Origin of the sequence: Paraburkholderia sp. GAS333 (assembly GCF_050435665.1) — a bacterium.
In the GTDB taxonomy this organism is placed as follows: Bacteria; Pseudomonadota; Gammaproteobacteria; order Burkholderiales; family Burkholderiaceae; genus Paraburkholderia; species Paraburkholderia fungorum_A.
In genome coordinates this window covers 346,868-371,023 of record NZ_JBNDKS010000003.1, presented here as the reverse complement: position 1 = coordinate 371,023, position 24,156 = coordinate 346,868, and the positions used below count along the sequence as shown (strand labels likewise).

General features: G+C 62.0%; 23 protein-coding genes. 14 read left to right on the top strand and 9 right to left on the bottom strand.

The annotated features are described in order from the left end of the window. Positions 1 to 40: 40 nt before the first annotated feature. The 7 genes from ABH945_RS17455 (at position 41) to ABH945_RS17425 (ending at position 10,573) form a co-directional block, all read left to right on the top strand. Positions 41 to 3,226 (top strand): efflux RND transporter permease subunit, encoded by a 3,186-nt coding sequence (locus ABH945_RS17455; RefSeq protein WP_429251325.1) that lies wholly within the window; start codon positions 41 to 43, stop codon positions 3,224 to 3,226. Positions 3,227 to 3,239: 13 nt separating this feature from the next. Then, positions 3,240 to 4,835: an efflux transporter outer membrane subunit gene (locus tag ABH945_RS17450; protein ID WP_429251324.1), complete on the top strand. Its 1,596-nt coding sequence runs from the start codon at positions 3,240 to 3,242 to the stop codon at positions 4,833 to 4,835. A 367-nt stretch (positions 4,836 to 5,202) separates the two neighbouring features. Further along, positions 5,203 to 6,042 carry a MetQ/NlpA family ABC transporter substrate-binding protein gene (locus tag ABH945_RS17445; RefSeq protein ID WP_429251323.1) on the top strand — a complete coding sequence of 280 codons (840 nt, stop codon included), beginning with the start codon at positions 5,203 to 5,205 and terminating at the stop codon, positions 6,040 to 6,042. Positions 6,043 to 6,097: 55 nt separating this feature from the next. After that, positions 6,098 to 7,258, top strand: a complete 1,161-nt coding sequence (locus tag ABH945_RS17440) for a methionine ABC transporter ATP-binding protein (RefSeq protein ID WP_429251322.1) — start codon at positions 6,098 to 6,100, stop codon at positions 7,256 to 7,258. After that, a complete protein-coding gene (locus ABH945_RS17435; RefSeq protein WP_074769736.1) occupies positions 7,251 to 7,907 on the top strand; it encodes a methionine ABC transporter permease in 657 nt (218 codons plus the stop codon). The genes ABH945_RS17440 and ABH945_RS17435 overlap by 8 nt, the downstream gene beginning before the upstream one ends. A 75-nt stretch (positions 7,908 to 7,982) precedes the next feature. Further along, positions 7,983 to 9,185 (top strand): acyl-CoA dehydrogenase family protein, encoded by a 1,203-nt coding sequence (locus ABH945_RS17430; RefSeq protein ID WP_429251321.1) that lies wholly within the window; start codon positions 7,983 to 7,985, stop codon positions 9,183 to 9,185. Positions 9,186 to 9,244: 59 nt separating this feature from the next. After that, positions 9,245 to 10,573 carry an Nramp family divalent metal transporter gene (locus tag ABH945_RS17425; RefSeq protein ID WP_429251320.1) on the top strand — a complete coding sequence of 443 codons (1,329 nt, stop codon included), beginning with the start codon at positions 9,245 to 9,247 and terminating at the stop codon, positions 10,571 to 10,573. A 129-nt stretch (positions 10,574 to 10,702) separates the two neighbouring features. Here the strand turns inward: ABH945_RS17425 and flhC are convergent, their stop codons facing one another. The 6 genes from flhC to ABH945_RS17395 all read right to left on the bottom strand — a co-directional run bounded on the left by flhC (position 10,703) and on the right by ABH945_RS17395 (position 15,213). Beyond that, positions 10,703 to 11,293: a flagellar transcriptional regulator FlhC gene (gene flhC / locus ABH945_RS17420; protein ID WP_074769734.1), complete on the bottom strand. Its 591-nt coding sequence runs from the start codon at positions 11,291 to 11,293 to the stop codon at positions 10,703 to 10,705. Positions 11,294 to 11,307: 14 nt separating this feature from the next. Then, complete coding sequence (gene flhD, locus ABH945_RS17415; RefSeq protein WP_020068239.1) at positions 11,308 to 11,628, bottom strand: flagellar transcriptional regulator FlhD; 321 nt, start codon at positions 11,626 to 11,628, stop codon at positions 11,308 to 11,310. A 534-nt stretch (positions 11,629 to 12,162) separates the two neighbouring features. Continuing rightward, on the bottom strand, positions 12,163 to 13,386 hold the full coding sequence (locus ABH945_RS17410) for a YeeE/YedE family protein (RefSeq protein WP_429251319.1): 1,224 nt from the start codon (positions 13,384 to 13,386) through the stop codon (positions 12,163 to 12,165). A 170-nt stretch (positions 13,387 to 13,556) separates the two neighbouring features. Beyond that, positions 13,557 to 14,411, bottom strand: coding sequence for a helix-turn-helix domain-containing protein (locus ABH945_RS17405; RefSeq protein WP_429251318.1), 855 nt, complete (start codon positions 14,409 to 14,411; stop codon positions 13,557 to 13,559). Between the two features lie 134 nt (positions 14,412 to 14,545). After that, entirely contained in the window at positions 14,546 to 14,848 is a 303-nt protein-coding gene (locus ABH945_RS17400; protein ID WP_074769728.1) for an addiction module antidote protein, read from the bottom strand. Beyond that, a complete protein-coding gene (locus ABH945_RS17395) occupies positions 14,845 to 15,213 on the bottom strand; it encodes a type II toxin-antitoxin system RelE/ParE family toxin (protein ID WP_429251317.1) in 369 nt (122 codons plus the stop codon). Before ABH945_RS17395 ends, ABH945_RS17400 begins: the two co-directional genes overlap by 4 nt. A gap of 306 nt (positions 15,214 to 15,519) precedes the next feature. Between ABH945_RS17395 and ABH945_RS17390 the strand changes: the two genes are divergently transcribed. From ABH945_RS17390 to ABH945_RS17365, 6 genes are all read left to right on the top strand, one after another. After that, positions 15,520 to 15,888: a nuclear transport factor 2 family protein gene (locus tag ABH945_RS17390; RefSeq protein ID WP_429251316.1), complete on the top strand. Its 369-nt coding sequence runs from the start codon at positions 15,520 to 15,522 to the stop codon at positions 15,886 to 15,888. A 34-nt stretch (positions 15,889 to 15,922) separates the two neighbouring features. Beyond that, positions 15,923 to 16,456 (top strand): hypothetical protein, encoded by a 534-nt coding sequence (locus ABH945_RS17385; protein WP_253189759.1) that lies wholly within the window; start codon positions 15,923 to 15,925, stop codon positions 16,454 to 16,456. Between the two features lie 70 nt (positions 16,457 to 16,526). After that, the gene (locus tag ABH945_RS17380; RefSeq protein ID WP_074769722.1) at positions 16,527 to 16,988 is read left to right on the top strand and encodes an RbsD/FucU family protein; all 462 of its coding nucleotides are present in this window, start codon (positions 16,527 to 16,529) and stop codon (positions 16,986 to 16,988) included. Between the two features lie 165 nt (positions 16,989 to 17,153). Further along, complete coding sequence (locus tag ABH945_RS17375; RefSeq protein WP_429251315.1) at positions 17,154 to 17,561, top strand: VOC family protein; 408 nt, start codon at positions 17,154 to 17,156, stop codon at positions 17,559 to 17,561. A 238-nt stretch (positions 17,562 to 17,799) separates the two neighbouring features. Beyond that, positions 17,800 to 18,231, top strand: coding sequence for a DoxX family protein (locus ABH945_RS17370; protein ID WP_074769718.1), 432 nt, complete (start codon positions 17,800 to 17,802; stop codon positions 18,229 to 18,231). 64 nt (positions 18,232 to 18,295) lie between these two features. Continuing rightward, the gene (locus tag ABH945_RS17365) at positions 18,296 to 18,568 is read left to right on the top strand and encodes a hypothetical protein (RefSeq protein ID WP_074769716.1); all 273 of its coding nucleotides are present in this window, start codon (positions 18,296 to 18,298) and stop codon (positions 18,566 to 18,568) included. Between the two features lie 156 nt (positions 18,569 to 18,724). Here ABH945_RS17365 and ABH945_RS17360 read toward each other — a convergent pair whose 3' ends face one another. Continuing rightward, entirely contained in the window at positions 18,725 to 20,356 is a 1,632-nt protein-coding gene (locus ABH945_RS17360) for an MFS transporter (protein WP_429251314.1), read from the bottom strand. Between the two features lie 164 nt (positions 20,357 to 20,520). After that, positions 20,521 to 21,822, bottom strand: coding sequence for an MFS transporter (locus ABH945_RS17355; RefSeq protein ID WP_429251313.1), 1,302 nt, complete (start codon positions 21,820 to 21,822; stop codon positions 20,521 to 20,523). Positions 21,823 to 22,179: 357 nt separating this feature from the next. Here ABH945_RS17355 and ABH945_RS17350 point away from each other — a divergent pair, with 357 nt between their 5' ends. Beyond that, positions 22,180 to 22,872, top strand: a complete 693-nt coding sequence (locus tag ABH945_RS17350) for a response regulator transcription factor (RefSeq protein WP_074769712.1) — start codon at positions 22,180 to 22,182, stop codon at positions 22,870 to 22,872. Positions 22,873 to 22,974: 102 nt separating this feature from the next. Here ABH945_RS17350 and ABH945_RS17345 read toward each other — a convergent pair whose 3' ends face one another. Then, positions 22,975 to 23,880, bottom strand: coding sequence for a dihydrodipicolinate synthase family protein (locus ABH945_RS17345; RefSeq protein ID WP_074769710.1), 906 nt, complete (start codon positions 23,878 to 23,880; stop codon positions 22,975 to 22,977). Between the last annotated feature and the right edge of the window lie 276 nt (positions 23,881 to 24,156).

Below are 24,156 nucleotides of genomic sequence, written 5' to 3'. Positions count from 1 at the left end.
CGCATGCTCAAACCGCATGCTTCAACGTTAAGAGCTTCCCATGAACATATCCAAATTCTTCATCGATCGGCCGATCTTTGCTGGCGTGTTGTCGGTATTGATCCTGCTCGGGGGCATCATTTCGCTCTTCAAGCTGCCTATCTCGGAGTACCCGGAAGTTGTGCCGCCTTCGGTGGTCGTGCACGCGCAATATCCGGGCGCGAATCCGAAAGTGATTGCAGAAGCGGTCGCGTCGCCGCTCGAAGAGCAGATCAACGGCGTCGAGAACATGCTGTATATGCAGTCGCAAGCGAATAGCGACGGCAATCTCACGCTCACGGTGACCTTCAAGCTCGGCACGAACCCCGACCTCGCGACGCAACTCGTGCAGAACCGCGTCAATCAGGCGTTGCCGCGTTTGCCGGAAGACGTACAGCGGCTCGGCGTCACGACCATCAAAAGTTCGCCTACGCTGACGATGGTAGTCCACCTGATTTCGCCGAATAACCGCTACGACATGACGTATCTGCGCAACTACGCGCTGCTGAACGTCAAGGACCGGCTTGCGCGGATTCAGGGCGTCGGCGAAGTGCAGTTGTGGGGTTCGGGCGATTACGCGATGCGTGTCTGGCTCGATCCGCAGAAAGTCGCGCAACGCAATCTGACCGCGACGGAAGTGGTCAATGCGATTCGCGAGCAGAACATTCAGGTGGCGGCCGGTGTGATCGGCGGATCGCCTTCGGTGCCGGGCACGCAGTTGCAACTGTCAGTGAATGCGCGCGGCCGTCTGAAGACCGAAGGCGAATTCGGCGATATCGTTGTCAAGACTGCACCTGATGGCGCGGTGACTTATCTGCGTGACATCGCGCGAATTGAACTCGCGGCTTCGGAGTATGGGCTGCGTTCGCTGCTCGACAACAAACCGGCCGTGGCGCTCGCAATCAACCAGGCGCCGGGTGCGAACTCGCTGGCAATTTCGGATCAGGTGCGCGAAGCGATGAAGGAGTTGTCGGCGGACATGCCCGCTGGCGTCGAATACCGCATCGTCTATGACCCGACGCAGTTCGTGCGCTCCAGTATCGAAGCGGTCGTGCATACGTTGCTCGAAGCGATTGCGCTGGTCGTGATCGTCGTGATCGTGTTCCTGCAAACGTGGCGCGCGTCGATCATTCCGTTGATCGCAGTGCCGGTGTCGATTGTCGGGACGTTCTCGCTGCTGCTCGCGTTTGGCTTCTCGATTAACGCGTTGTCGTTGTTCGGCATGGTGCTTGCCATCGGGATCGTGGTGGACGATGCGATCGTGGTGGTGGAAAACGTCGAGCGGAATATCGAAAACGGGCTGAGTGCGCGCGACGCGACGTATAAAGCGATGCAGGAAGTGAGCGGGCCGATCATCGCCATTGCGTTGACGCTGGTTGCCGTGTTCGTGCCGCTCGCGTTCATGACGGGTCTGACGGGGCAGTTCTACAAGCAGTTCGCGATGACCATCGCGATCTCGACGGTGATCTCGGCATTCAACTCGCTGACGTTGTCGCCCGCATTGTCCGCATTGCTGTTGCGCGGTCACGGCGCGAAGGAAGACGTCGTGACACGTGCGATGAACCGCGTGCTCGGCGGCTTCTTCAAGCGCTTCAACAAGGTGTTTCATCGTGGCTCGCAGGCTTATGGACGCGGCGTCACCGGCGTATTGCGCCGTAAAGGCGCGATGCTCGCGGTCTACGCGATCCTGCTCGGCGCAACGGTGCTGATGTCGCGTCTCGTGCCCGGCGGCTTCGTGCCGGCGCAGGACAAGGAGTATCTGATTGCCTTCGCGCAGTTGCCGAATGGTGCAACGCTCGATCGTACCGAGAAGGTGATTCGCGACATGAGCGCGATTGCGCTGAAGCAACCGGGCGTGGAAAGCGCGGTGGAGTTTCCGGGTCTGTCGGTGAACGGCTTCACGAATAGTTCGAGCGCGGGGGTGGTGTTCGTCAAGCTCAAGCCGTTCGCGGATCGCCCCGGCAAGGCGTTGTCGGCGGGTGCGATTGCGGGTGCGTTGAATCAGCAATACGGCGCGATCAAGGACTCGTTCGTCGCGGTGTTTCCGCCGCCGCCGGTGCTCGGTCTCGGCACGCTCGGCGGTTTCAAGATGCAACTGGAGGACCACGGCGCGCTCGGTTACGCGGAGTTGAACAAGGCCGCCGAAGTCTTCGTGAAGCGCGCAGCGCAAACGCCTGAACTCGGCCCGACCTTCTCCAGCTATCAGATCAACGTGCCGCAACTGAACGTGGATCTGGATCGTGTGAAGGCGAAGCAACTCGGCGTGCCGGTCACGGACGTGTTCGACACGATGCAGATTTACCTCGGTTCGCTGTACGTGAACGACTTCAACCGCTTCGGCCGTGTGTATCAGGTGCGGGTGCAGGCGGACGCGCCGTTCCGTCAGCGTGCGGACGACATCCTGCAACTGAAGACGCGCAATGCTGCTGGCGATATGGTGCCGCTGTCGTCGCTGGTGACAGTCACACCGACCTACGGTCCAGAAATGGTGGTGCGTTACAACGGCTACACCGCTGCGGATATCAACGGTGGACCCGCTCCGGGCTTCTCGTCGGGACAGGCGCAGGCCGCAGCCGAACGCGTCGCGGCAGAAGTGTTGCCGCGTGGCGTGAAGCTCGAATGGACCGACCTGACGTATCAGCAGCTTCTTGCCGGCAACGCAGGCATGTGGGTGTTCCCGATCAGCGTGCTGCTCGTGTTCCTCGTGCTCGCCGCGCTGTACGAAAGCCTGACGCTGCCGCTCGCCGTGATCCTGATCGTGCCGATGAGCGTGCTGTCCGCGCTGACGGGCGTGTGGCTGCTCGGCGGTGACAACAACATCTTCACGCAGATCGGTTTGATGGTGCTGGTGGGCCTGTCGGCGAAGAACGCGATCCTGATCGTCGAGTTCGCTCGCGAACTGGAGCATGACGGACACACGCCGTTGTCGGCGGCCATCGAGGCGAGCCGTCTGCGTCTGAGGCCTATTCTGATGACGTCGATCGCATTCATCATGGGCGTGGTGCCGCTGGTGTTGTCGAGCGGAGCCGGTTCGGAAATGCGTCACGCGATGGGGATTGCGGTGTTCTTCGGCATGCTCGGCGTCACGCTGTTCGGGCTGATGCTGACGCCTGTGTTCTATGTGGTGCTGCGCACGCTCGCTGGCGGGACGATTCACGTCGCGCAGAAAGATTCGCCGCACTATGGCGCGCCGGTGACGGACGCGTGAGGAGAAAACAATAATGGAACGCTTTGAAACTAGCATTGCACCGTTGAGCGGATGGGGCCGCGCGGCTGCCAGCGCATTACTGGTCGCGCTGCTCGCTGCGTGCTCGGTCGAGCCGACATACAAGCGCCCGGACGTGGATACGCCGGTCGCGTTCAAGGAAGCACCGGCTGCATCGGCTACTGCTGTGGCGTCCGCGCCATCCGCGCAGGACAACGGCACGTGGAAGCCGGCGCAGCCCGCCGACGACGCGCATCGCGGCGAATGGTGGACGATTTTCGGCGACTCGCAACTGAACGCACTGGAAGAGCAGGCCGCCGCCGCGAACCAGGATCTGAAGGCAGCGGCAGCACGTGTGCAGCAGGCACGTGCGGTGACGCAGGCAGCTAAATCGGACTGGTTCCCGAAGCTCGATGCGGGCTTTGGTCCGACGCGCGAGCGGGCGTCGGCGGCGTCGCAATTCCAGCCGGACAGCGCGGGCGGTACGACCGGCACGATCTGGCGCGCGCAAGTCGGGGCGTCGTATGAAGCGGATCTGTTCGGGCGCGTGAGTTCGAACGTGAGCGCATCGCGCGCGGATGAAGGGCAAAGCGAAGCGCTGTTCCGGTCGGTGCAACTGTCGCTGCAGGCCGACGTCGCGCAGAACTACTTCCAGTTGCGCGAGCTGGATACCGATCAGGATCTGTACCGCCGCACCGTTGCGTTGCGCGAGGACACGCTGAAGCTCGTCGAGCGTCGATTCAAGGAAGGTGATATCAGCGAACTGGATCTGGCGCGGGCTCGCAACGAACTCGCGAGCGCGCGTGCCGACGCTGTTGGTGTGGCGCGTCAGCGCGCGGCGTCCGAGCACAGTCTCGCGATTCTGCTCGGCAAGCCGCCCGCGGACTTTTCGTTTGCTGAAGCACCGCTCACGCCGGTGACGGTGCGCGTGCCTGCGGGATTGCCTTCGGCATTGCTCGAACGTCGCCCGGATATCTCGGCGGCAGAGCGCGCGATGCAGGCGGCGAATGCGCGTGTGGGTCTCGCGAAATCGGCGTTCTTCCCGAAGCTGGATATCACCGGCGCGGCGGGTTTTGAATCGGCGACACTTGGCGATCTGTTCATGTGGTCGAGCCGCGCGTTTATTCTCGGGCCGTTCGCGGGCACCGCGTTGACGCTGCCGTTGTTCGACGGCGGTCGCCGCAAGGCGAATCTCGCGCAGGCCCGTTCGAAGTACGACGAGGATGTCGCGCAGTATCGTCAGCAGATACTCGTCGCGTTCCGCGAAGTCGAGGACAACCTGGCCGATCTGCGTCTGCTCGACGATCAGATGCGCGAGCAGAACACGGCGGTCGACGCGTCGCAACGGGCGGCGCATCTGTCGCGCACGCAGTACACCGAGGGCGCGGTCAGCTATCTGGATGTGATCGACGGCGAGCGGCAGGTGCTGATTTCGCAATTGCAGGCGAGCCATTTGCAGGGCACGCAGGCGGTGGCGACGGTGAATCTGATCCGTGCGTTGGGCGGCGGTTGGGGCAACGTGCAGGCGCCCGATACGGCGGTCGGAGCGGTGTCGCCGGCTTCTGGCTCTACGCCGGCTTTGGCATCGGCGCAGCAGGTGGCGAAGCAGTAGCCTGCTGAGTGACGCACGCATCGAAGAGTATCGAACGCCGGGCAGTGCAATCGCACCGCCCGGCGTTTTTTTGTCCAAATCGTTTTTACCGCTTTCCTTCGGAAAATCCGTTCGTAGACCGCCCGTTTCTCGCCCTCTATGATGATTCGCACCTCATCTGGAGAGAGGCGATGACCTGTCCGACCTTCCGCTGTCCCCGCTGATCGATCCGTGCGTTGAGCGCTTTTGTCGCTGCCACGCTGTGGTTCAGCCACTCATTGCAGATTTCCGTTTTTCCGATGCCGACCGGCATGCCTGATCGAAACTCAGTGCACGCAGGTGGACCGGCTCGTCCCGACACAACACGTAGCAACTCTGCGAGTCCATCATGCGCATTTCTCTATCTACCATGCGGAAATTCTTCTACACGCCCACGCTCGCATTGATCGGCGCATTCGTTCTGTCGATGGAATTGCCCGCCACGCAGGCGAACGCCGCCGACGCACCCACGCTTAAAATCGGCACGTCGACCAGTCCGCAAATCGAGGCATTGAAAGTCGCTGCGCGCGAGGCGAAAGAGCAGGGACTCGATGTGAAGATCATCGAATTCACCGACTGGAACACGCCGAACGCGGCGCTCGCGAACAAGGATATCGACGTCAATTACTTCCAGCACATTCCGTTTCTCGAGAACGCGAAGAAGCAGGGCGGCTATAACTTCATCGCCATTGCGCCTGGCACGATCATGAAGATCGGCTTGTACTCGAAAAAGATCAAACGTTTCGACGAATTGAAAGACGGCGCGACCGTGGCAATTGCGAACGATCCGGTCAACGGTGGCCGTGGTTTGCTGTTGCTTCAGCGCGCGGGGCTGATCAAGCTGAAGCCGGGCATCGACTATCGCGCGACGACGCTCGACATTATCGACAACCCGAAGCATCTGAAGATCGTTCAGCTTGAAGCGTCGCAATTGGCCCGCTCGCTCGACGATGTCGATCTTGCGCAAGGCTATCCGAGCTTCATCAAACTTGCAGGCACCGCAGACCCGAATAGCGCGTTGCTGTTCGACGGTCTGGAGAACAAGAATTACGCGATTCAATGGGTCGTGCGCCCGGAAAGCGCGAACGATCCGCGTATCCGCAAGTTCATTTCGATCTACCAGCATTCACCGGCGGTTCGCGCCGCGCTCGACAAAGCCTTCGGCAATCTCTACGCCGTTGCGTGGTAACGCGGCGTCTTGCATCGCAGTAGAAGTCGAAGTCTGAAACGAAAGGAACGCAGTCATGGCCAACTTTTTCGAACCGCCGCAGTTCATTGAAGACGCGCCGTCGTTCGCGCTGAGCGATGGTTCCGCCGATGCGACGATTCAAGCCGCCGTGATATTCGACAACGTCGGCAAGGTATTCGGCGATGCTCGCGGCGTGGCGAATACCGCTCTCGCCAATGTCACACTGACAGTGACGCGCGGCGAAGTGTTCGGCATTATCGGCCGTAGCGGTGCTGGGAAATCGACCTTGCTGAGGTTGGTCAACGGTCTGGAAAAGCCGAGTTCAGGCGCGGTGCGTGTGAACGGCGTGAGCGTCGGCGAACTCGATGAACGCGGACTCGTCACGCTGCGCAGGCGCATTGGCATGGTGTTTCAGCACTTCAACCTGCTCTCGGCGAAGACAGTACGCGAGAACATTGCTTTGCCGCTGAAGATCGCAGGCGTGCCGAAAGTCGAAATCGAAAAAAAGGTCGATGCGTTACTCGATCTGGTCGGCTTATCGGCGAAACGTGACGCTTATCCCGCGAGTTTGTCCGGTGGACAGAAGCAGCGCGTGGGCATTGCGCGCGCTTTGGTGACCGACCCGGACATACTTCTGTGCGACGAGGCCACCTCCGCACTCGATCCCGAAACGACACAGGCCATTCTCGCGTTGCTGCGCGACATCAACCGGCGGCTCGATCTGACCATCGTATTGATCACTCACGAGATGGAAGTGATTCGCGAAGTGTGCGATACGGTCGCAGTGATAGAGCGCGGTGAAGTTGTAGAAAATGGGCCCGTGTGGCGCGTTTTCGGCAATCCGCAACACGCGGCGACGCATGCCTTGCTGCGCACACTGGTGCACGATCTGCCCGCGGATCTGGCCGCGCGCATCAAGCCATTCAGCGACGTGGCAGCCGCAGACGCGCAGATTCTGCTGGACGTGCGCTTCACCGGCGCAGACACGCAAGAGCCGGATCTCGGCGGACTCACGTCGGCGTTGAGTATCGACGGTGGGCGTGTGAGTTTCGTTCATGGCGGCATCGACCGGATTCAGGGACACGCGCAAGGGCGGCTGGTCGTGTCGGCGCAATTGCGGGCCAACGTGAAAGAAACCGCGCAGCAGCAGGTCGCGGCGTTGCTCGACAACGCGCGCCGTTTCGCGAACCATGTCGAGGTGCTCGGCTATGTCTGATCTCTGGCTCTCCGAACTTGCCGACGCGATTCGCGACACCATCGTGATGGTCGGCGTATCCGCTTTTATCGCGGCACTGGTGGGCATTCCGCTCGCTTTGGTGCTGGTGACGACGACACGCGGCGGCATCGCTGAAAAGCGGTCGGTGAATAGCGTGCTCGGTGCACTCGTCAACGCGTTTCGCTCCACGCCGTTCATCATTCTGCTGGTCGCGCTGTTGCCGCTGACGCGATTTCTGATCGGCACCACCATCGGCGTATGGGCGGCCATCGTGCCGCTCAGCATCGCGGCAATTCCGTTTTTTGCGCGCATCGCCGAAGTGAGTCTGCGCGAAGTGGATCGGGGTTTGATCGAAGCTGCGCAGGCGATGGGTGCGCAACGCAGGCACATCATCTGGCATGTGCTGTTACCCGAAGCACTACCCGGCATTCTCGGCGGTTTCACGATCACGGTGGTCGCGATGATCGGCTCGTCGGCGATGGCGGGTGCGGTCGGGGCGGGCGGCCTCGGCGATCTGGCGATCCGCTACGGCTATCAACGTTTCGATACGACCGTGATGGTCACCGTGATCGCATTGCTGATCGTCATCGTGACAGCCGTGCAGTTCGTCGGCGATCGCTTCGTGAGGCGGCTCGCGCAGCGCGCATAATAATCGCGATGCTTCGCGTCGGCGAAAGTGGCGGGCGCGCTGCCGTTCAACCCAATTCTCTATCTGGACATTTGCATGAACGAACCCCGTCATGCCGACGCGTCGTCGACGTGCGAGGCATCCGGCGCATCTCAGGTGCGCGATCTCACCGGCTTGCTGAACGCGTTGCGCGCGAGCGCGGCGCAACGCGATCGTGAAGGCGGTCATGCCGCGCAGGAAAAGCAGTGGATCGCCGATGCGGGATTGCTCACGCTCGCGGTGCCGCGCGAATTCGGCGGTGCAGGCGCGCGCTGGCCGGACATCTACGAGACGATTCGAAAGATCGCGCAAGTCGACAGCGCGCTCGCACATTTGCTGGGATTCACCTGCTTGCAGGTAGTGAGCATCAACGTGTGGGGCAACCCGGAGCAACGCGCGCGCTATCTCGGCGACACGGTGGAACAGCGCTGGTGGTGGGGCAATGCAGTGAATCCGCTCGATACGCGGCTCGTTGCAACAGCCACCGCTGACGGCGGCTACCTGCTCGACGGTCAGAAGGGTTTCTGTTCAGGCACGCGCGGCTCGCAGATGATGACGATTTCCGCGCACGACCCCGTCACCGGTAAATCGATCTTCGGCGCGGTGCCGACCACGCGCGAAGGCATCACCGTTCACGAAGACTGGAACCCGATCGGCCAGCGGCAAACCGACAGCGGCAGCGTGTCGTTCGCGCGGGTCAGGGTCGAGCCGCACGAAGTGCTGCATAAGGCCGACACGCCGTACGCGAGTTTGCGCACGCTGATTTCGCAACAGGTGTTGACCAACCTGTTCGTGGGGATTGCGCAGGGCGCGCTCGAAGAAGCACGAGCGTATGTGACGCAGTATGGCCGGCCGTGGATCAACTCCGGTGTCGACAAAGCCACCGACGATCCGTACCTGATCCAGCGTTTCGGTGAAATGCGTCTGCAGGCGGTAGCCGCCGAGGCGCTCGCCACGCGCGCGGCGCAAATACTCGACGACGCGTGGCAGCAAGGTCCGTCGCTTTCTGCCGAAGCACGCGCCCATGTCGCGCTCGCCACCTCGGAAGCGAAAATCGTTGCGCACCGCGCGGCGCTCGACGTCAGCGAAAAACTGTTCGACGCGTGTGGTGCGCGCGCCACGCATGCGCCGCTCGCACTCGATCGTTTCTGGCGCAACGCGCGCGTGCACACGCTGCACGACCCGCTCGACTACCGCGTGCGCGACGTCGGCCGCTACGCACTGAGCGGGACATTGCCGGAAGTTTCTTTGTACACTTGAGGCGGCTCGCGGTGGCATGCGTATGCACCGCGTTTTATCCCCTTCAAGAGACCTACGGATTGCCGTTCAAATTACCAACTACCGCCACGGCGCCGTTTTGCCCTTCCGAGGTGCAAGGCTCGGTCGCCGTCTCGCAAGGCGCGCCGTTCTGGAAGAAGATCCTGCAATTCGCAGGCCCCGGTTTGCTGGTATCGATCGGTTACATGGACCCGGGCAACTGGGCCACCGCGATCGAAGCCGGTTCGCGTTATGGCTACAGCCTGTTGTTTGTCGTGTTGCTGTCGAGCCTCGCGGCGATGGCGCTGCAATGTCTGAGCATGCGTCTCGGTATCGCCACCGGACGCGACCTCGCGCAATTGTCCAGTTCACGCTATTCGCCGGGCGTCGCGCGTTTTCAGTGGTTTCTCGCGGAACTCTCCATCGTCGCGTGCGACCTGGCCGAAGTGCTCGGCGGTGCGCTCGCTTTCCATCTTCTGTTCAATTGCTCGCTGACCACCGGCGTGCTGCTCACCGCATTCGACACGCTGATCGTTCTCGGTCTGAAGGGCAAGAATTTCCGCGATCTCGAAGCGATCATGCTCGGCCTGATCGCGACGATCGGCATCGGGTACATCATCGAACTGGCGTTGGTGAAGCCGCACTGGCCGTCGGTCGCGCAAGGGCTGATTCCGTCGTGGCAGGCGCTGAATTCGCGCGAGCCGATGTACCTCGCAATCGGCATTCTCGGCGCAACGGTGATGCCGCATAACCTGTATCTGCATTCGTCGATTGTGCAGACGCGCGCGGTCAAACGCGATCCGGCCGGTATCCGCTCGGCGATCAGCATGTCGCGAATCGACACCATCGCGTCGCTGGTGCTCGCGCTGCTGATCAACATGGCGATCCTGATTCTCGCCGCCGCGGCATTTCACGCAACAGGCCACACGGAAGTCACGCAGATCGAGGACGCGTACAAGCTGCTCGCGCCGATCGTCGGCACGGGTTTCGCGGCGGTGCTGTTTGCGATCACGTTGCTGGCGTCGGGGCAAAGCTCGACGTTCACCGGCACGGTGGCGGGGCAGGTGATCATGGAAGGCTTCCTGAAGATGAAAATTCCGTGCTGGCAGCGGCGTTTCATCACGCGGGCACTGGCTTTGATTCCCGCGTTGATCGGCGTGCAGATGATGGGCAACGGCGCGGTCGGCCGGTTGCTGGTCGCGAGCCAGGTTGTGCTGAGCCTGCAACTGCCGTTCGCGCTTTATCCGCTGATCCGCATGACCAGCGACCGCTCGTTGATGGGCGAATTCGCGAATAAACTGCCGACGCGGTTGCTCGCGTGGTCGTTGTTTGGCGCGATCAGTGCGGCGAATCTTTGGCTGGTAGTGCAGACGGTGGGCCTGGCGGGCTGAGCCAGCTGCGGATTTTTTGAGCGAGCGGTTGAGGGCAAAAAAAATCCGCGCAGTGCGCGGATTTTCATAAGGCTTCGGTTTCTGCTTCGCCTCGGGCGGACCAGCCGTTGGCGAATGACATCAATTCAATCAGGCGGCTTGAGCGACCTGTGCAACCTCGGCAACCTGCGCTGCCTGGAGTGCTGCTTCCTGGCGAGCGGCCGCTGCTTTCTTGGTCTTGCCTGCACGCGACGGCGGCTGGCATGCGCCACATACGACGTTGTGCTGCAAATCGTGCTTGTGCGCGACGAACTTGCCCGTGCAACGGCAGCACTTGGTCAACTGCAGAATGTCGGCGTCGAAGAAACGCACCAGCGTCCATGCACGCGTCAGATCGAGCACCGGCTCGCTTTCGCTGTGCTGGCAATGTTCCAGATACAGCCGATACCCTTTGGTCAGCGCATCCAGATGCGAGCAGCGCGCTTCGTTCTTCAGGAACAGGTACGTGTTGTAGAACAACGACGCGTGGATGTTCGCCAGCCACGTCATATACCAGTCCGCCGAGAACGGCAGCATGCCCTTGGGCGGCGATACGCCCTTGACCTCGCGGTACAGGCGAATCATGCGGTCCCGCGAGAGCGTCAGTTCGCTCTCCAGCACCTGCATGCGCGCGCCGAGTTCGATCAGCGCGATCGCACGGAATACATCCTGTGCGTCTTCCGTCAGACTACGTTTAAGCATCGCAGTCACCTCGATTAAGCAAACTGCTCAGCGGGCTGGCCTGCAAGCAGGATGGCCGCGTGAGTGGGGGCAACTGCGGTGTGCTTCGTCGTTTGCGTCAACGCCGACAACATCGAGTGGTCGTTGAAGCGGAAGAAGCACAAAAGCTGATCGGAAGAGGCCAGCTTGACGATTTGCGCGAGCGACAGCCCGGCAAGCAAGTCAGCCAGTTCCGACGACAAACCCAGACGGAACATCCCGATCGGTTTGTCCTCACGCAACATACGTTGCGCAAGCATGATGTAAGACAAGTTAATCTCGCGGATTGAATCCAGCGTCTCGCTGCTACGGTCCATTTTCTGTGTTTCCGAAGCCCCGAATTACCAAGTCGGCTTTTTTTGCCGTTATCTCTTTTGTGCCTCGCCGGAAACGATGTCCTCCGGCTACATGTCACTGCCTGATACAACTTACTTTGCTTTTGATACAAGGCGTTACATTTCGTAACAGCTTGGGACGAATTGTATGAAGGGTAAAACAGGAAATCAATCCCTTCTCAAAAAAATATCTCAAAAAGATACATCAATTATCGGTAACTCTTTCACGCGCTTGTAATAGATGATGCAAAGAGAATTTTTTGCACTGCGAGAATTTGGAAAGATCCATGAAAACCCTTGTCATACGGGCGTTCGGCTTAATTGTCTAATCAAAGAATTGCGGCGCGCGACATGCGGTTAAATGCCACGGCGTTTATAAAGGCGGGAAACGGCGCTGCAAATATACCGTAATAAATACCGTAATTTAGGGCCGTTTTGGGGGCACATCAGAGGTGTAACAGGGTGGTGCGGCCCCGGTTACAAACGGGGCCGTCTTTGTAACTTCTTTGGTAAGGATTAGCAGCCGGTCTGACGGATGCGTTCCACTTCGAGGCCAAATGCCGGCCGCAGACGCGTGCCGAGCACATTGCCGACGAATGCGGCAACGAGCCATAACCAGCCGTGCAGGCTGCCTGACACGATCCCGCTAAAGTACGCGCCGATGTTACAACCGTAGGCTAGGCGGGCTCCGTAGCCGAGCATCAGGCCGCCGACAGCCGCCGCGATCAACGATTTGGCAGGTACTTTCCAGACCGGCGCGTAACGGCCGGCGAGCGCCGCCGCCGTCATTGCACCGAGGACGATGCCGATATCCATCACCGAGGTGACGTCATGTGTAACAGGGGCGGCGAGGGAGCCCGCATTCGCGTGCGATGCCCAGTACGGCCAGTTGGCCACGTCGATACCCAGCGCGGCGAAAATCTTGGCGCCCCACAGCGCGAACGCCGACGTCACACCCCACGGACGACCCGACAACGCCAGCGTGGCGAAGTTGAGCAGAACCAGCGCGACCGCCCCGACGAACAGCGGCCACGGCCCATGCAGCCAGGGCGACGCGTGCGGCTGGCGCAGCGGCTCATTGACCAGCTGGCCGTGCCTGCGACGTTCGATCACGACGGTAAGCGCCGCGATGGCGGCAAACACGATCAGATTCAGCACGATGGCCCAGACTGCGCCCAGCGTAGTCACCATGGAAAGCGGTTTGAGCGAGGGCAATGCGGTCCAGAACGGCATATGCGCGGTCGCGACGACCGAGCCGACGATAAACGCAGCCAGCGTGACGATCATGCGTGTGCTGCCGCCGCCCACTGTATATAGCGTGCCCGACGCGCAGCCGCCGCCCAGCTGCATGCCGATGCCGAACATGAACGCGCCCACGAGCACGGACGTACCGGCCGGCGCGACCAGCCCGACAACCGGCTGGCCGAACAGCGTACCGGCCGCGAGCGCCGGGAAAAACAGCAGCACGCCGAGCCCGAGCATCAGCATTTGCGCTCGCAGACCGGCGCCCCGGCCATCGGCGATGAAAACCCGCCAGGCTGACGTGAAGCCGAACGCCGCGTGATACAGCGACATGCCCAGCAGCGCGCCGACCACGTAGAGCGCCGCCTGGCGGCCGCTTACGGTCTGCGCGAGATAAATGGCGCCGAGCGCGATAAGGATGAGCGCGGCGCCCAGCGGCTTCGGATTGATATCGAAGCGGCGTGGTACGCGCGGAAGCGAAGTGGAGAGGTCTGACATGATTAGTTGACTGACAAGCGGGTAATCGAGAGGCGGCCACGGAGCGGCCGGGGGAGCGAGTTTGGGGTTGGCAGGAGGGAAAGGCAATCGAAAAAAAGATAGCACATGGATGGCGGGGGCGTGGCCGCGCTACGGGTGCCAGTGTCAGGCACCGGTTTCGGAAGCCAGCGTCAGGTTCTTGCGTCCCGGCCCTCCGCAGCCTTGCGCAATGCTGCTGCTGTGTGCTGATCGGCGGGGAAAAATGCTTCGATGGCGAGTTCCGATAGCGTGACGTCCACCGGAGTGCCGAACACGGTCGTCGTGCTGAAAAAAGACAGCTCGCCTATCGGCGTACGCAACCGCAGCGGGACGGCGATCTGCGCGACGGCGGTGTCGCCGTGCTCGGCCGGTTCGGCGCCAGCAGGTGCAGGATAGGCAGCCAACTCGTCGCGCAGTGTGCTTAACGCGCCGTCGCCGCTCACATCGATTTGCCGTTGCAGTCGCGCCAGCACATGCTCCCGCCACGCATGCCAGTTAATGATCGATGCCGCGATTCCGTCTGGATGCAAGCTCAGCCGCAGTGCATTGACTGGGGGCTTCAGCAGTTCGGGACTCGCGCCTGACAGCAAAGGCGCCAGCGCGTTGTTGGTCGCGACGATATTCCAATGCCGGTCGATCGCGAGCGCCGGGTAGGGTTCGTGTCCGGTGAGCACCAGTTCGACCGCCTCCCGGGCGGCGGCCAATTGCGGATCGGACAGAGGCCGTTCACGAAACAGTGGTGCGTATCCTGCCGCGACCAGCAGCGCATTGCGCGCGCGTAACGGCACGTCGAGCCGTTCGGCAAGATGCATGACCATTTCCCGGCTTGGCAACGCGCGCCCCGATTCGACGAAGCTCAGATGCCGGGTTGAAATGTCGGCCTCAGTGGCAAGCAGTAACTGGCTCATGCGACGTCGTTGCCGCCATTCGCGCAGCAGGTCGCCCACCGTGCGGCTGGTGGCGAACGCAGGGGGAGGAGCGGCTTGCGCGAGAGAAAGTGTATTCATGCCACCGATGATAGTTAAAGCACGTCAGTAATCCATTACGTTGGAGGTAAAGAAACACTCGCCCTCCAGCTACGAATACTCAGCAGCACAAGCACGCTCACGTACCAGTTGGTCGAGCCGATAAAAAACACGAATCAGGCAGCCGCCACGCCTTCAGGCACCGCATTGAGCTTGACGCCGAGCGCGCGCAGCAGTTTGAACACCGTGTCCATACGCGGCTTCGAGCCGGGCGCCAGCGTTTTATAAAGACTTTCGCGCCCGAGTCCTGCGTCTGCGGCGACCTTTGCAATACCGCGCGCTTTGGCGATATCGGCGATGGCGGCGAGAAGAAGGTCGGCGTCGCCTTCTTCGAGTGCTGCATTGAGATATTCAGCGATCATCTCCTCGCTATCGAGGTAGTGCGACGCGTCGAACCGTGCGGTTTTGATCTTGCTCATGACAGTTCCTTCCTGATTGCTGCCCACATTGTTTTGGCATGCCTGATGTCGGCCGGCTGGGTGGCTTTATTGCCACCGCACAGCAGCAGATACACCATGCGACCTTCGCGTGCGAAATAAACCCGATAACCCGGACCACAGTCGATACGCATCTCGGACACGCCGTCTTCCAGCAGCTTGGTGTCGCCGAAATGGCCTCGTTCGGCGCGCCGGATTCGCACGAGAATTTTCGCCCTCGCCCGCAAATCGGCAAGCTGCGCAAGCCAGTTGTCGAACACCTCGGTACGGTTGACTGCGAACGCCGGTGTCTCGATCTGTTGATGAGTGTATCCTTGTGGATACTTGTTTGCAAGTGTAGAAATCATATTTTTAAAGCAGCTTTGCGATGCCCCCGTTGATTGCGTGACCTGCCGCGCGCAGGCTCTGCGCGGCTCCCCATTTCCCGCATGAGGTTAGCGGCCGGCATCGCATCTGAAGACTCGGCCAGATGGCCTATCCCGCTGAAAAACGGGAGTCGTGTTCGCATGAAGATTCGCGGTCGCGCGAGCGAATGCTTACCTGTGAAGTAATCGACGCAGCGCTTCCAATCCACGAATCTTGACTCCGAGCCTGCCGCGGACAACGTGTCCGTCGAGCGGAGTGCTCAGTCATGCCAATCAAGGAGTCCGAAGATGAACACGCATACCGATCTGATCGACCGTTATTTCGATGCATGGAACGAGACCGATCACGCGCGCCGTCGCGAGTTGATCGCGGCCACCTGGACTGCCGATGCCGACTATCGCGATCCGCTGCTTGCGGGTACCGGGCACGACGGCATCGACGCGATGATCCGCGCGGTGCACGAGCGCTTTCCGCAGCACCTGTTTCGCCGCACGACGCAGGTCGACGGCTTCGCGAACCGGTTGCGCTTTTCGTGGGAGCTGACCACGCCCGCTGGCGACGCGATCGTCAAGGGTTCCGATTTCGGTGTGGTCGACGCGCACGGCCGTCTTCAGGCCGTCACCGGTTTTCTGGACCAGGTGCCAGACGGAGCCTGAGCTTCGACCTGTTCTCAACTTCATGGAGACGATCATGGATGACCCCGTTGCCGTTACGTCCCGCCGAATGCTTGCCACGTTCGCGCGGCTGGGGTCGGAGGCCGTCGATGCGCTGTCCAGCGCGATAGCGGGCTTCGCGTTGCTGGCGGGTGCGCGGGCGTTCATGTTCACCGCGCTGCTGGGCTGGCGCGAGCCGGTGCTTGGCGGCGCGGGACTCGTGGTCCTGGCGCTGGTCGGATGGTTGCGGTGGCGATGCGGGGCCGCGGCTTGCGCGGCGGTGTCGGGCGCGCGGCACAGTGGGCCGGGTGCGAACGGCGTCGACGGATCGTGCCGTGGGGTGTTCCGGCCGACAGCGCCGGTACGGGACGCACGCACGGAAGCCCGCAACGATGCTTGCTACAATCGGTTGAAGCAATGCGATTCGAGCGGCCCGGCCTGGTCGGAATCAGATGTCGTGAAACCGGAGGCCGGCTCCCGTTCGAACCTGAATGCGAGCGGCGTAGCGATGCAACTCGCGCAGACAATCGTATTGCGTTACCCGAATCTCACATCCGCGACCTCGCGATAAACCGCAGGGCGCGATGCATCTGAGACCGGGCCACCGATCAACCGGATCAACCGGACAGGAAGGAGACACCGTGCTGAAGAATCTGGACCCGCTGCTGAACGCCGACATATTGCATGCACTTCGCTCGATGGGCCACGGCGACGAACTCGTCATTTGCGATGCGAATTTCCCGGGCACATCGGTGGCCAATGGGACGGTGCTCGGCAAACTGCTTCACCTCGACGGCGTAAGTGCGCCGCGTGCGATTCGCGCGGTGTTGTCGGTGCTGCCGCTGGACACCTTCATCGAGCAGCCCGCGTCGCGGATGGAAGTGGTCGGCGAGCCGCACACCATTCCTGCCGTGCAGCGTGAAGCGCAGATCGAGGTCAACGCGGCGGAAGGGCGTGAGGTGCCGTTTGCATCGATTGAACGGTTTGCGTTTTATGAACGCGCGCGCAAAGCGTATTGCGTGATCGCGACCGGTGAGGAGCGGGGCTATGGTTGCTTCGTGTTCACCAAGGGCGTTTTGCTGGCTCCGGACGCGCCGCGTTAAGCGAGCGTGGTTTGCCGCTGCTGCAAACGCGGCTCGGTTCCGGTCGGCATGTCGACATGAGCGGTGACAGCTGCGGCATGAAATTCGCACAGTGCTTCGTCGGTTGCGAAGACGAGGCATGCGGATTGCCTGCCCGCTGGCGTTTCTCTTCACGGTGACAACATCATGAGCTTTTCGATAGACACTCTCGATCATCTTGTTCTGAATGTCGCTGACGTCGAGGCGAGCGCTGCCTGGTATAGCCGCATGCTCGGCATGCAACGCACCGAATTTGCGTCGCGCACCGGCATGCGTGTGGCGATGACGTATGGCCACCAGAAGATCAATCTACGTCCGGTCACAGCGGATACCGTCGCGTGGTTCACGGGCCGCGAGCCGGTGCCCGGCAGTGCCGATCTATGCTTCGTCACCACCGCGAGTCCCGCCGACGTCAAGGCGCACTGGCTCGCCGAGGGCGTCGAAATCGAAGCCGGTCCGGTCGAGCGTGACGGCGCGCGCGGCAAAATGACTTCGGTGTATTGCCGTGACCCGGACGGCAATCTGATCGAGGTCGCGACGTATCCTCAGGCTTAACTGCCGCATACCGCTCTCGCCAGCGCTGAGTCTGCATTTGCAGCAGATATCGCAGTCAAAAAAAGCCGGTCTTCGCGAATTTCCTGCGCACTTTTCCTTTCCAGGCACTCCGGTTGCTTGCCCGGGTGGGTCCATCGAACTTGGAAAAGGCTGCCATTCCACATATTCTCAGGTGCAAAGCGGGGAACTGCGGCCCTTTCGGCGGGTCTGCTGCTTATTCATTTACAGGAGCCCCTCCATGACGCGTCCCGTCGATTCCGGCATCATTTTCATCGCACGTATTGCTCTGGCCGTGCTGTTTTTGTGGAGCGGCGTGATGAAACTGCTGGGTTATGCGGGCTTTGTCGGCTACCTGCATTCGAAGGGCGTGCCGTTCGTGCAGATCGCCGCGCCGATCGCCACCGCGGTCGAAGTGCTCGGCGGATTGCTGCTGATCGTCGGCTTCAAGGTGCGGCCGCTCGCGCTGCTGATGGCCGTCTACACGGTGGCGACAGCGGTGCTCGGCCACGATTTCTGGAATGTCGTCGATGCCGCCTTGCAGCGCGATATGGTGATTCATTTCTGGAAGAACATCGGTATTGCAGGCGGTTTCCTGCTGCTGTTCGTGACGGGCGCGGGCCGTCTTAGTGTCGACGGTGCACGTGCGCCACGTAGCGGCCTCGGTCTTTGATGCTGAGCGTGCGGTCGTCGATACCCACTGCTTTTGATTCTGGCTGTAACCAAGGGAGCAAATAATGATTCAAAGTTTCGAGCAAACCATTGGCGGCAAGGTGACCCAGTTGTGTGCGAGCCTCGGCGAGGGGCCGACGCCGCATCGCGTGATCATCAGTCTGGCCGATTCGGCGAAGACGCTGGTGATTCTCGATGCGTCGGGTTTTCTTGGCGCGCTGAAAGCCGAGATCGAGGAGCCCGAGAAGCTGATCGCCGATGGCATCGCGAAAGCGCAGAACGACGGGTTGATCGAGCGCGCGATCGATACCGGCACGATTCAGGAAGCGACGCTTTAATTTGCGTTCGAAGCGTCCAGTCGCGCAGTCGCGGGTAAGTGGCTGCTGCGTCGTCTGAGAAAACCCCCGCTTTGCGAAAGCATCGCGGGGGTTTGTTTTTTTGCGCGGGTGGGCGCGGCGTTGGGATAGGCGTGAGGGTCCCGCAATCCATCGCTCCTAGCGCGATTCCATTCTCGTCCTGTCGGCCTCGACAGCGGTCGTCCGCGAATCCGTCTTCGAACTCTCTGCCGACGCATGCGGTTGAGGACGCACCAGGCAGCCCAATCCCACCCCCAGCAGCAGAAGTCCCGCTGAAATAGCCGTCGCGGTCTGCATGCCCGACACGATCTGCGCGGCCGCCGAGCCGCCCGCCAGCGCACCGAATGCGGCCACACCGACAGCGCCGCCCGCCTGCCGCGCCGTGTTCAATACTGCAGACGCCGTGCCCGCGCGCTTCGCCTCGGTCGATGCCAGCACGGCGGTGGTCATCGCCGGAACAGCCAGGCCCATGCCGGATGGAATCAGCAGGAACGGCAGCAGCAGTCCGATCAGCGGCGTGGCGGCATCCACCCGATGCAGCAGGCCGTAACCGAACGCGGCGATGACCGCCCCCACGATCATCGGCACCCGCACGCCGAACCGGCCGACCGCCCAGCCGCTCGCGACGTTCGAAACGAGGAAACCGCCCGTCAGCGGCAGGAACGCGAGACCCGCCTGCAACGGGGTGTAGCCGCGCACACGCTGCAAGTACAGGCTCAGCACGAACACCATCCCGTAGTAGGTCAGATTCACGCAGATGCCGAACAGCACCGCTGCGCTGAAAGTGCGTTTTCTGAATAGAGAAAGCGGCAGCATCGGCGACGCGATGCGCGATTCGACGACAATGAAGGCGCTCGCGGCGAGTAGCGCGAGTACGAAGCCGCCCGCCACGAACGGGTGGGCCAGTCCCAACGGCCGCCACTCGATCACGGCGGCGACGAAAGCGGTCAGGGCGACGATCGCGAGACACTGGCCGCCGAGGTCGATGCCGCGCGATTTCGCGCCGGCTGTTGTGGGCGGCGCCGTATGTTTGGTGATTGCAGCCTTCCTGGCGATTCCAGCTGCGGCTTGCGACGAGCCGATGGCTGAGAGGGTTCCGACTGCGGTTCCAGCTCCAGCCCCATCGTCGGCTCCTGCTTCCGCCATTCCAGCTTTCCCATCGCCAGCTTGTACATTCCCAGTCCCCTCGTCTCGTGGCACCCAGAGCCACGTCGCCACCAGCCCCGCCGCGCAAATCGGCAGATTGACGAGGAAGATGCTGCGCCAGCCAAACGCCGCGATCAGCAAGCCGCCCGCAACCGGCCCCGCCGCAATCGAAATCGCGCCCGCAGCGGTCCACAAGCCGACCGCCCGCGCCCGCAGCCTGGGATCGTGTCCATAGGCACGATTGAGCAGTGCGAGCGAGTTCGGCAGCATCGCGGCTGCGCCGACGCCTTGCAGTGCGCGCGCGGCGATCAGCATCGGCGCATCGAGCGCGAGCCCGCAGGCCGCCGACGCCAGCGCAAACAGCGCGATGCCCGCCGCATACATGCGCCGCGCGCCGAACCGGTCGCCGAGTGCGCCCGCCGACAGCATCAGCACCGCGAACGCCAGCGTGTAAGCATCGACGACCCATTGCAGGCCCGCGACGTTGGCGTGCAGATTCGCGCCGATTCCGGGCAACGCGATATTGACGATGGTCACGTCGAGTTGCGTGACGACGAAGCCGACGCTGACGGTCGCGAGAACGAGACCGAGGGCGGGCGAGGCAGGGGGATTTGTCGAGTTCATGCGATACATCGTAGGTCCGATGCAGCGCACGATGTTTCGGGCTGGCGTGAAGTGTGGATGTCGCGATCAACAGCGGGCGCGGCCACGTGCGCGGGTGCGCCGCTACAAATGACAACGGCGCTTCGAGGAGCGCCGTCGTTGAAACAAACAGAAGAAACGCGAAATCAACGCTGCTTCGCGAAGTCCTTGATAAACAGCGTCGTCAGCGCGCCAAGCACGCAGATCGCGGCCACGTACATCGGCGCGGCCATCGGGTTGGACTTCATCATCAGCGACACAGCGATCGGCGTCAGACCGCCAAACACCGCATACGCGACGTTATACGAGAACGAAATGCCCGAAAAACGCACGACCGGCGGGAACGCCTTGACCATCACGAACGGAATCGCGCCGATCACGCCGACGAACAGACCGGCCAGCGCATACATCGGCACCAGTGCCGAGGTATCGACAGCGAGACGCTGGAACATCACGTAGTAGGTGACCGCCAGCGCGAGGCCGCCGATGAAAATCGTCTTGCCCGCGCCGATGCGCCCGGCGATCGAACCCGCCATCACGCAGCCGATCGTCAGGCACAGCGTCGCGACGCAGTTCGCCAGCAATGCCGTGGTCGGGGCAATATGGAATTGCTTTTGCAGCAACGTCGGCGTCATCAGGATCACGACGACGATGGCCGCGGACAGCATCCACGTGAGCAGCATCGACACGATCACAGCGCGGCCGTGGTCGCGCAGCACGGCCTTGAGCGGCACTTCGGCGGCAATCGCCTTGCGTTGCTTGAGTTCGGCGAACACCGGCGTTTCATGCAGCCAGCGGCGCAGATAAACCGAGAACATGCCGAAAACGCCGCCCACCAGGAACGGAATACGCCATGCGTATGCGGAAATTTCCGCAGACACAAAGTGATGATTCACCGCCGACGCAATCAGCGAACCGAGCAGGATGCCCGCCGTGAGACCCGCCGTCAGCGTGCCGCACGCGTAGCCGATGTGCCGCTGCGGCACGTGCTCGGACACGAACACCCACGCGCCCGGCACTTCGCCGCCCACGGCAGCGCCCTGCATCACGCGGAACAGCAGCAACAGCACCGGCGCGAGCACGCCGATGCTGGCGTACGTGGGCATGAGGCCCATCAGCAGCGTCGGCACCGACATCAGCAGCACGCTGAGCGTGAACATGCGCTTGCGGCCAAACAGGTCGCCGAAGTGCGCCATGATGATGCCGCCCAGCGGCCGCGCCAGATATCCCGCCGCGAAGATGCCGAAGGTTTGCACCTGACGCAGCCAGTCCGGCATTTCAGTCGGGAAGAACAGCTGGCCGATGGCCGGCGCGAAGAACACGAAAATGATGAAGTCGTAAAACTCCAGAGCCCCGCCGAGCGCGGCGAGGCCGAGCGTCTTGTAGTCGCTGCGCCCAAGAGGGCGTGGGGTGACAGCCTGCGCTCCACCCAGATTTGTCGCTTGCATTGCTATGTCGTGTTTTGGAATTGAGAGCCACACTTGGCGCGTGGAAATACGGCGGTCGTCGGGCGAGAAGTGTGGCAGGCGCTGGGTAGAGCACGGGACACCGGCGCGCCGCCCGGGTAGGGCGGACACGAGGACGACTGGGGCCAGGCGGGGATTTTACAGGATGAAAGCCGTTCGCTTCGGGAAGTGCTTAATTAGATTGGAGAAAGTTCCCTTAAACATACATTTTTGGGTGTCGGGAGGCGCGGCGGGCTATCTGTCAGCGTTACCGCCGGTGAATTCGGATTGTTCCTATGGGGATCGCGGGATGCGCCTCCGAGAATGGCCTCCGGTCCAACCATCCTGAGCCCACATCCCATGCGCATTGCTGTCCTGCAGTCCGACCCGGTCATGCGTCTGTCGATCGAACACGTTATTTCGAGCGCCGGCCACACCTGCGAGGCTTTCGACGACGGGCTCGCATTGTCGAAAGCGCTCGCGCGATCCAGCGTCGACCTGCTGGTGCTGGACTGGCGGGGGGCGCGCCTGTCCGGCATCGAAGTGCTGAGATCGGTCCGCGGCATAGGCGGTGACCGGGTGCCGGTGATCTTCGCGTCGGGCGACACGTCGGAGGTCAGCATGGTGCGCGCGCTCGGCCAGGGCGCCGACGATTACGTCGGCCTGCCGGTGCGCGCGGGCGAGTTCCGTGAGCGCATCGGCGCGTTGTTGCGGCGCGCGTACCCGGAACGCTTTGACAGCGCGAACCTGACCGTCGGGCCTTACCGTTTTGATACCCAGCGCCAGCTCGTCATGCTGCACGGCCAGCCGATCCAGCTATCCGGCACGCAGTACCGGCTGGCGTCGCTGTTCTTCTCGAACGTCGGCCGCGTGATGTCGCGCGATCACATTTTCGCAATGGTCTGGGGGCGGGAATTCCGCGAATTCACGCGCACCATCGACAGTCACGTTTCGCGGCTGCGCCTGCTGCTCGAAATCGACGCGCAGAACGAGTTCCGGCTGCAACCGGTTTATAAAAGCGGCTACCGGTTGCTGCATCTGCGGGAGGGGTGATGGGGCGGGGGCGCGGAAGTGGACGCAGAGGCACCAGCAGGTTTGTTTGGGGCCGCTCGCGCGTGCTGGTGCTTTGGCCGGCTCTCCAAGCCGGCGTTATCTTCAGATGTGCGGCAAAGCAGGCCGGGTTTCGATGGCCGCACGGATCAGCGCTTCGACGGCCTTGCGTTCGTCGCCCGCCAGCGGCAGGCGCGGTGGCCGCACCGGCTCCGTCCCCAGACCGACAATCGCTTCCGCCAGCTTGATGTTCTGCACGAGTTTCGGCGACACGTCGAGCGCCAGCAACGGCGCGAACCAGCGGTAAATCGCGCGCGCTTCCTCCAGGCGTCCTGCCTTCAGCAGTTTGTAGATCGCCACCGTCTCACGCGGAAACGCGCACACGAGACCCGCCACCCAGCCATGCGCGCCCATCAGCATGGCTTCCATCGCCAGATTGTCGACACCGCACAGGATCGCGAAGCGGTCGCCGACCACGTTGATCAGATCGGTCACGCGCCGCACGTCGCCGCACGATTCCTTGATCGCGACAATTTTCTTCTCGTCGGCGATTTCCGCGAACATTTCGGGCGTCATGTCGACGCCATAGGCGAGCGGGTTGTTGTAGATCATCAGCGGCAGCGCGCTGGCATTGGCGACGCTGCGGAAATGGTTCAGCGTCTCGCGCCGGTCCGACAGATAACGCAACCCCGGCAGCACCATATAGCCCGCCGCGCCGTGACGGCTGCCCGCTTCGGCCTGGCGGCAGGCGTCGAGCGTGCTGTTTTCGGCGATCGTCAGCAGAACCGGCACACGGCCGCGCGATGCTTCGACGGCGACGTCGAGCACCTCCAGCTTTTCGTCGAGCGACAGCGTCGACGCCTCACCCAGCGAGCCGCATACGATGATGCCGTCCACCCCCGCGTCGATTTGAGCTTCGATATTCTTGCCGGTCCACACGCGGTCTATGCTGAAATCCGCGTGGAATTTGGTGGTGACTGCGGGCAAAACGCCTTCCCAGATATGCGCCACGACTGCTCTCCTGAGTGTGATGTGTCCAGCGCAGTGTAAGTAGGGAAAATTTCGCCGTCTTGCGTGAATCGCGCGCGGCGGATGACGATTTCGGCACAGGCGGAATGCCTGATACGCCGGCATATTGCGGCTGGACGCCCATCCCACCCGCGCAATACGCGACGTGCCGCGGCGGGCGCGCAATGCGCTTAAGCTAAATAAGAGCGGTTTAGCCATACCTGTCCCGGCAACCACTTCAAGCCGCGTTCCGCTCCTAAGAACACCCGCCACGCAGCG

Bases quoted from the DNA above. Each gene is read 5' to 3' on its own strand.
- ABH945_RS17455 (WP_429251325.1), top strand. From the start codon at position 41: ATGAACATATCCAAATTCTTCATCGATCGGCCGATCTTTGCTGGCGTG.
- ABH945_RS17450 (WP_429251324.1), top strand. From the start codon at position 3,240: ATGGAACGCTTTGAAACTAGCATTGCACCGTTGAGCGGATGGGGCCGC.
- ABH945_RS17445 (WP_429251323.1), top strand. From the start codon at position 5,203: ATGCGCATTTCTCTATCTACCATGCGGAAATTCTTCTACACGCCCACG.
- ABH945_RS17440 (WP_429251322.1), top strand. From the start codon at position 6,098: ATGGCCAACTTTTTCGAACCGCCGCAGTTCATTGAAGACGCGCCGTCG.
- ABH945_RS17435 (WP_074769736.1), top strand. From the start codon at position 7,251: ATGTCTGATCTCTGGCTCTCCGAACTTGCCGACGCGATTCGCGACACC.
- ABH945_RS17430 (WP_429251321.1), top strand. From the start codon at position 7,983: ATGAACGAACCCCGTCATGCCGACGCGTCGTCGACGTGCGAGGCATCC.
- flhC (WP_074769734.1), bottom strand. From the start codon at position 11,293: ATGCTTAAACGTAGTCTGACGGAAGACGCACAGGATGTATTCCGTGCG.
- flhD (WP_020068239.1), bottom strand. From the start codon at position 11,628: ATGGACCGTAGCAGCGAGACGCTGGATTCAATCCGCGAGATTAACTTG.
- ABH945_RS17410 (WP_429251319.1), bottom strand. From the start codon at position 13,386: ATGTCAGACCTCTCCACTTCGCTTCCGCGCGTACCACGCCGCTTCGAT.
- ABH945_RS17405 (WP_429251318.1), bottom strand. From the start codon at position 14,411: ATGAATACACTTTCTCTCGCGCAAGCCGCTCCTCCCCCTGCGTTCGCC.
- ABH945_RS17400 (WP_074769728.1), bottom strand. From the start codon at position 14,848: ATGAGCAAGATCAAAACCGCACGGTTCGACGCGTCGCACTACCTCGAT.
- ABH945_RS17395 (WP_429251317.1), bottom strand. From the start codon at position 15,213: ATGATTTCTACACTTGCAAACAAGTATCCACAAGGATACACTCATCAA.
- ABH945_RS17390 (WP_429251316.1), top strand. From the start codon at position 15,520: ATGAACACGCATACCGATCTGATCGACCGTTATTTCGATGCATGGAAC.
- ABH945_RS17385 (WP_253189759.1), top strand. From the start codon at position 15,923: ATGGATGACCCCGTTGCCGTTACGTCCCGCCGAATGCTTGCCACGTTC.
- ABH945_RS17375 (WP_429251315.1), top strand. From the start codon at position 17,154: ATGAGCTTTTCGATAGACACTCTCGATCATCTTGTTCTGAATGTCGCT.
- ABH945_RS17370 (WP_074769718.1), top strand. From the start codon at position 17,800: ATGACGCGTCCCGTCGATTCCGGCATCATTTTCATCGCACGTATTGCT.
- ABH945_RS17365 (WP_074769716.1), top strand. From the start codon at position 18,296: ATGATTCAAAGTTTCGAGCAAACCATTGGCGGCAAGGTGACCCAGTTG.
- ABH945_RS17360 (WP_429251314.1), bottom strand. From the start codon at position 20,356: ATGAACTCGACAAATCCCCCTGCCTCGCCCGCCCTCGGTCTCGTTCTC.
- ABH945_RS17355 (WP_429251313.1), bottom strand. From the start codon at position 21,822: ATGCAAGCGACAAATCTGGGTGGAGCGCAGGCTGTCACCCCACGCCCT.
- ABH945_RS17350 (WP_074769712.1), top strand. From the start codon at position 22,180: ATGCGCATTGCTGTCCTGCAGTCCGACCCGGTCATGCGTCTGTCGATC.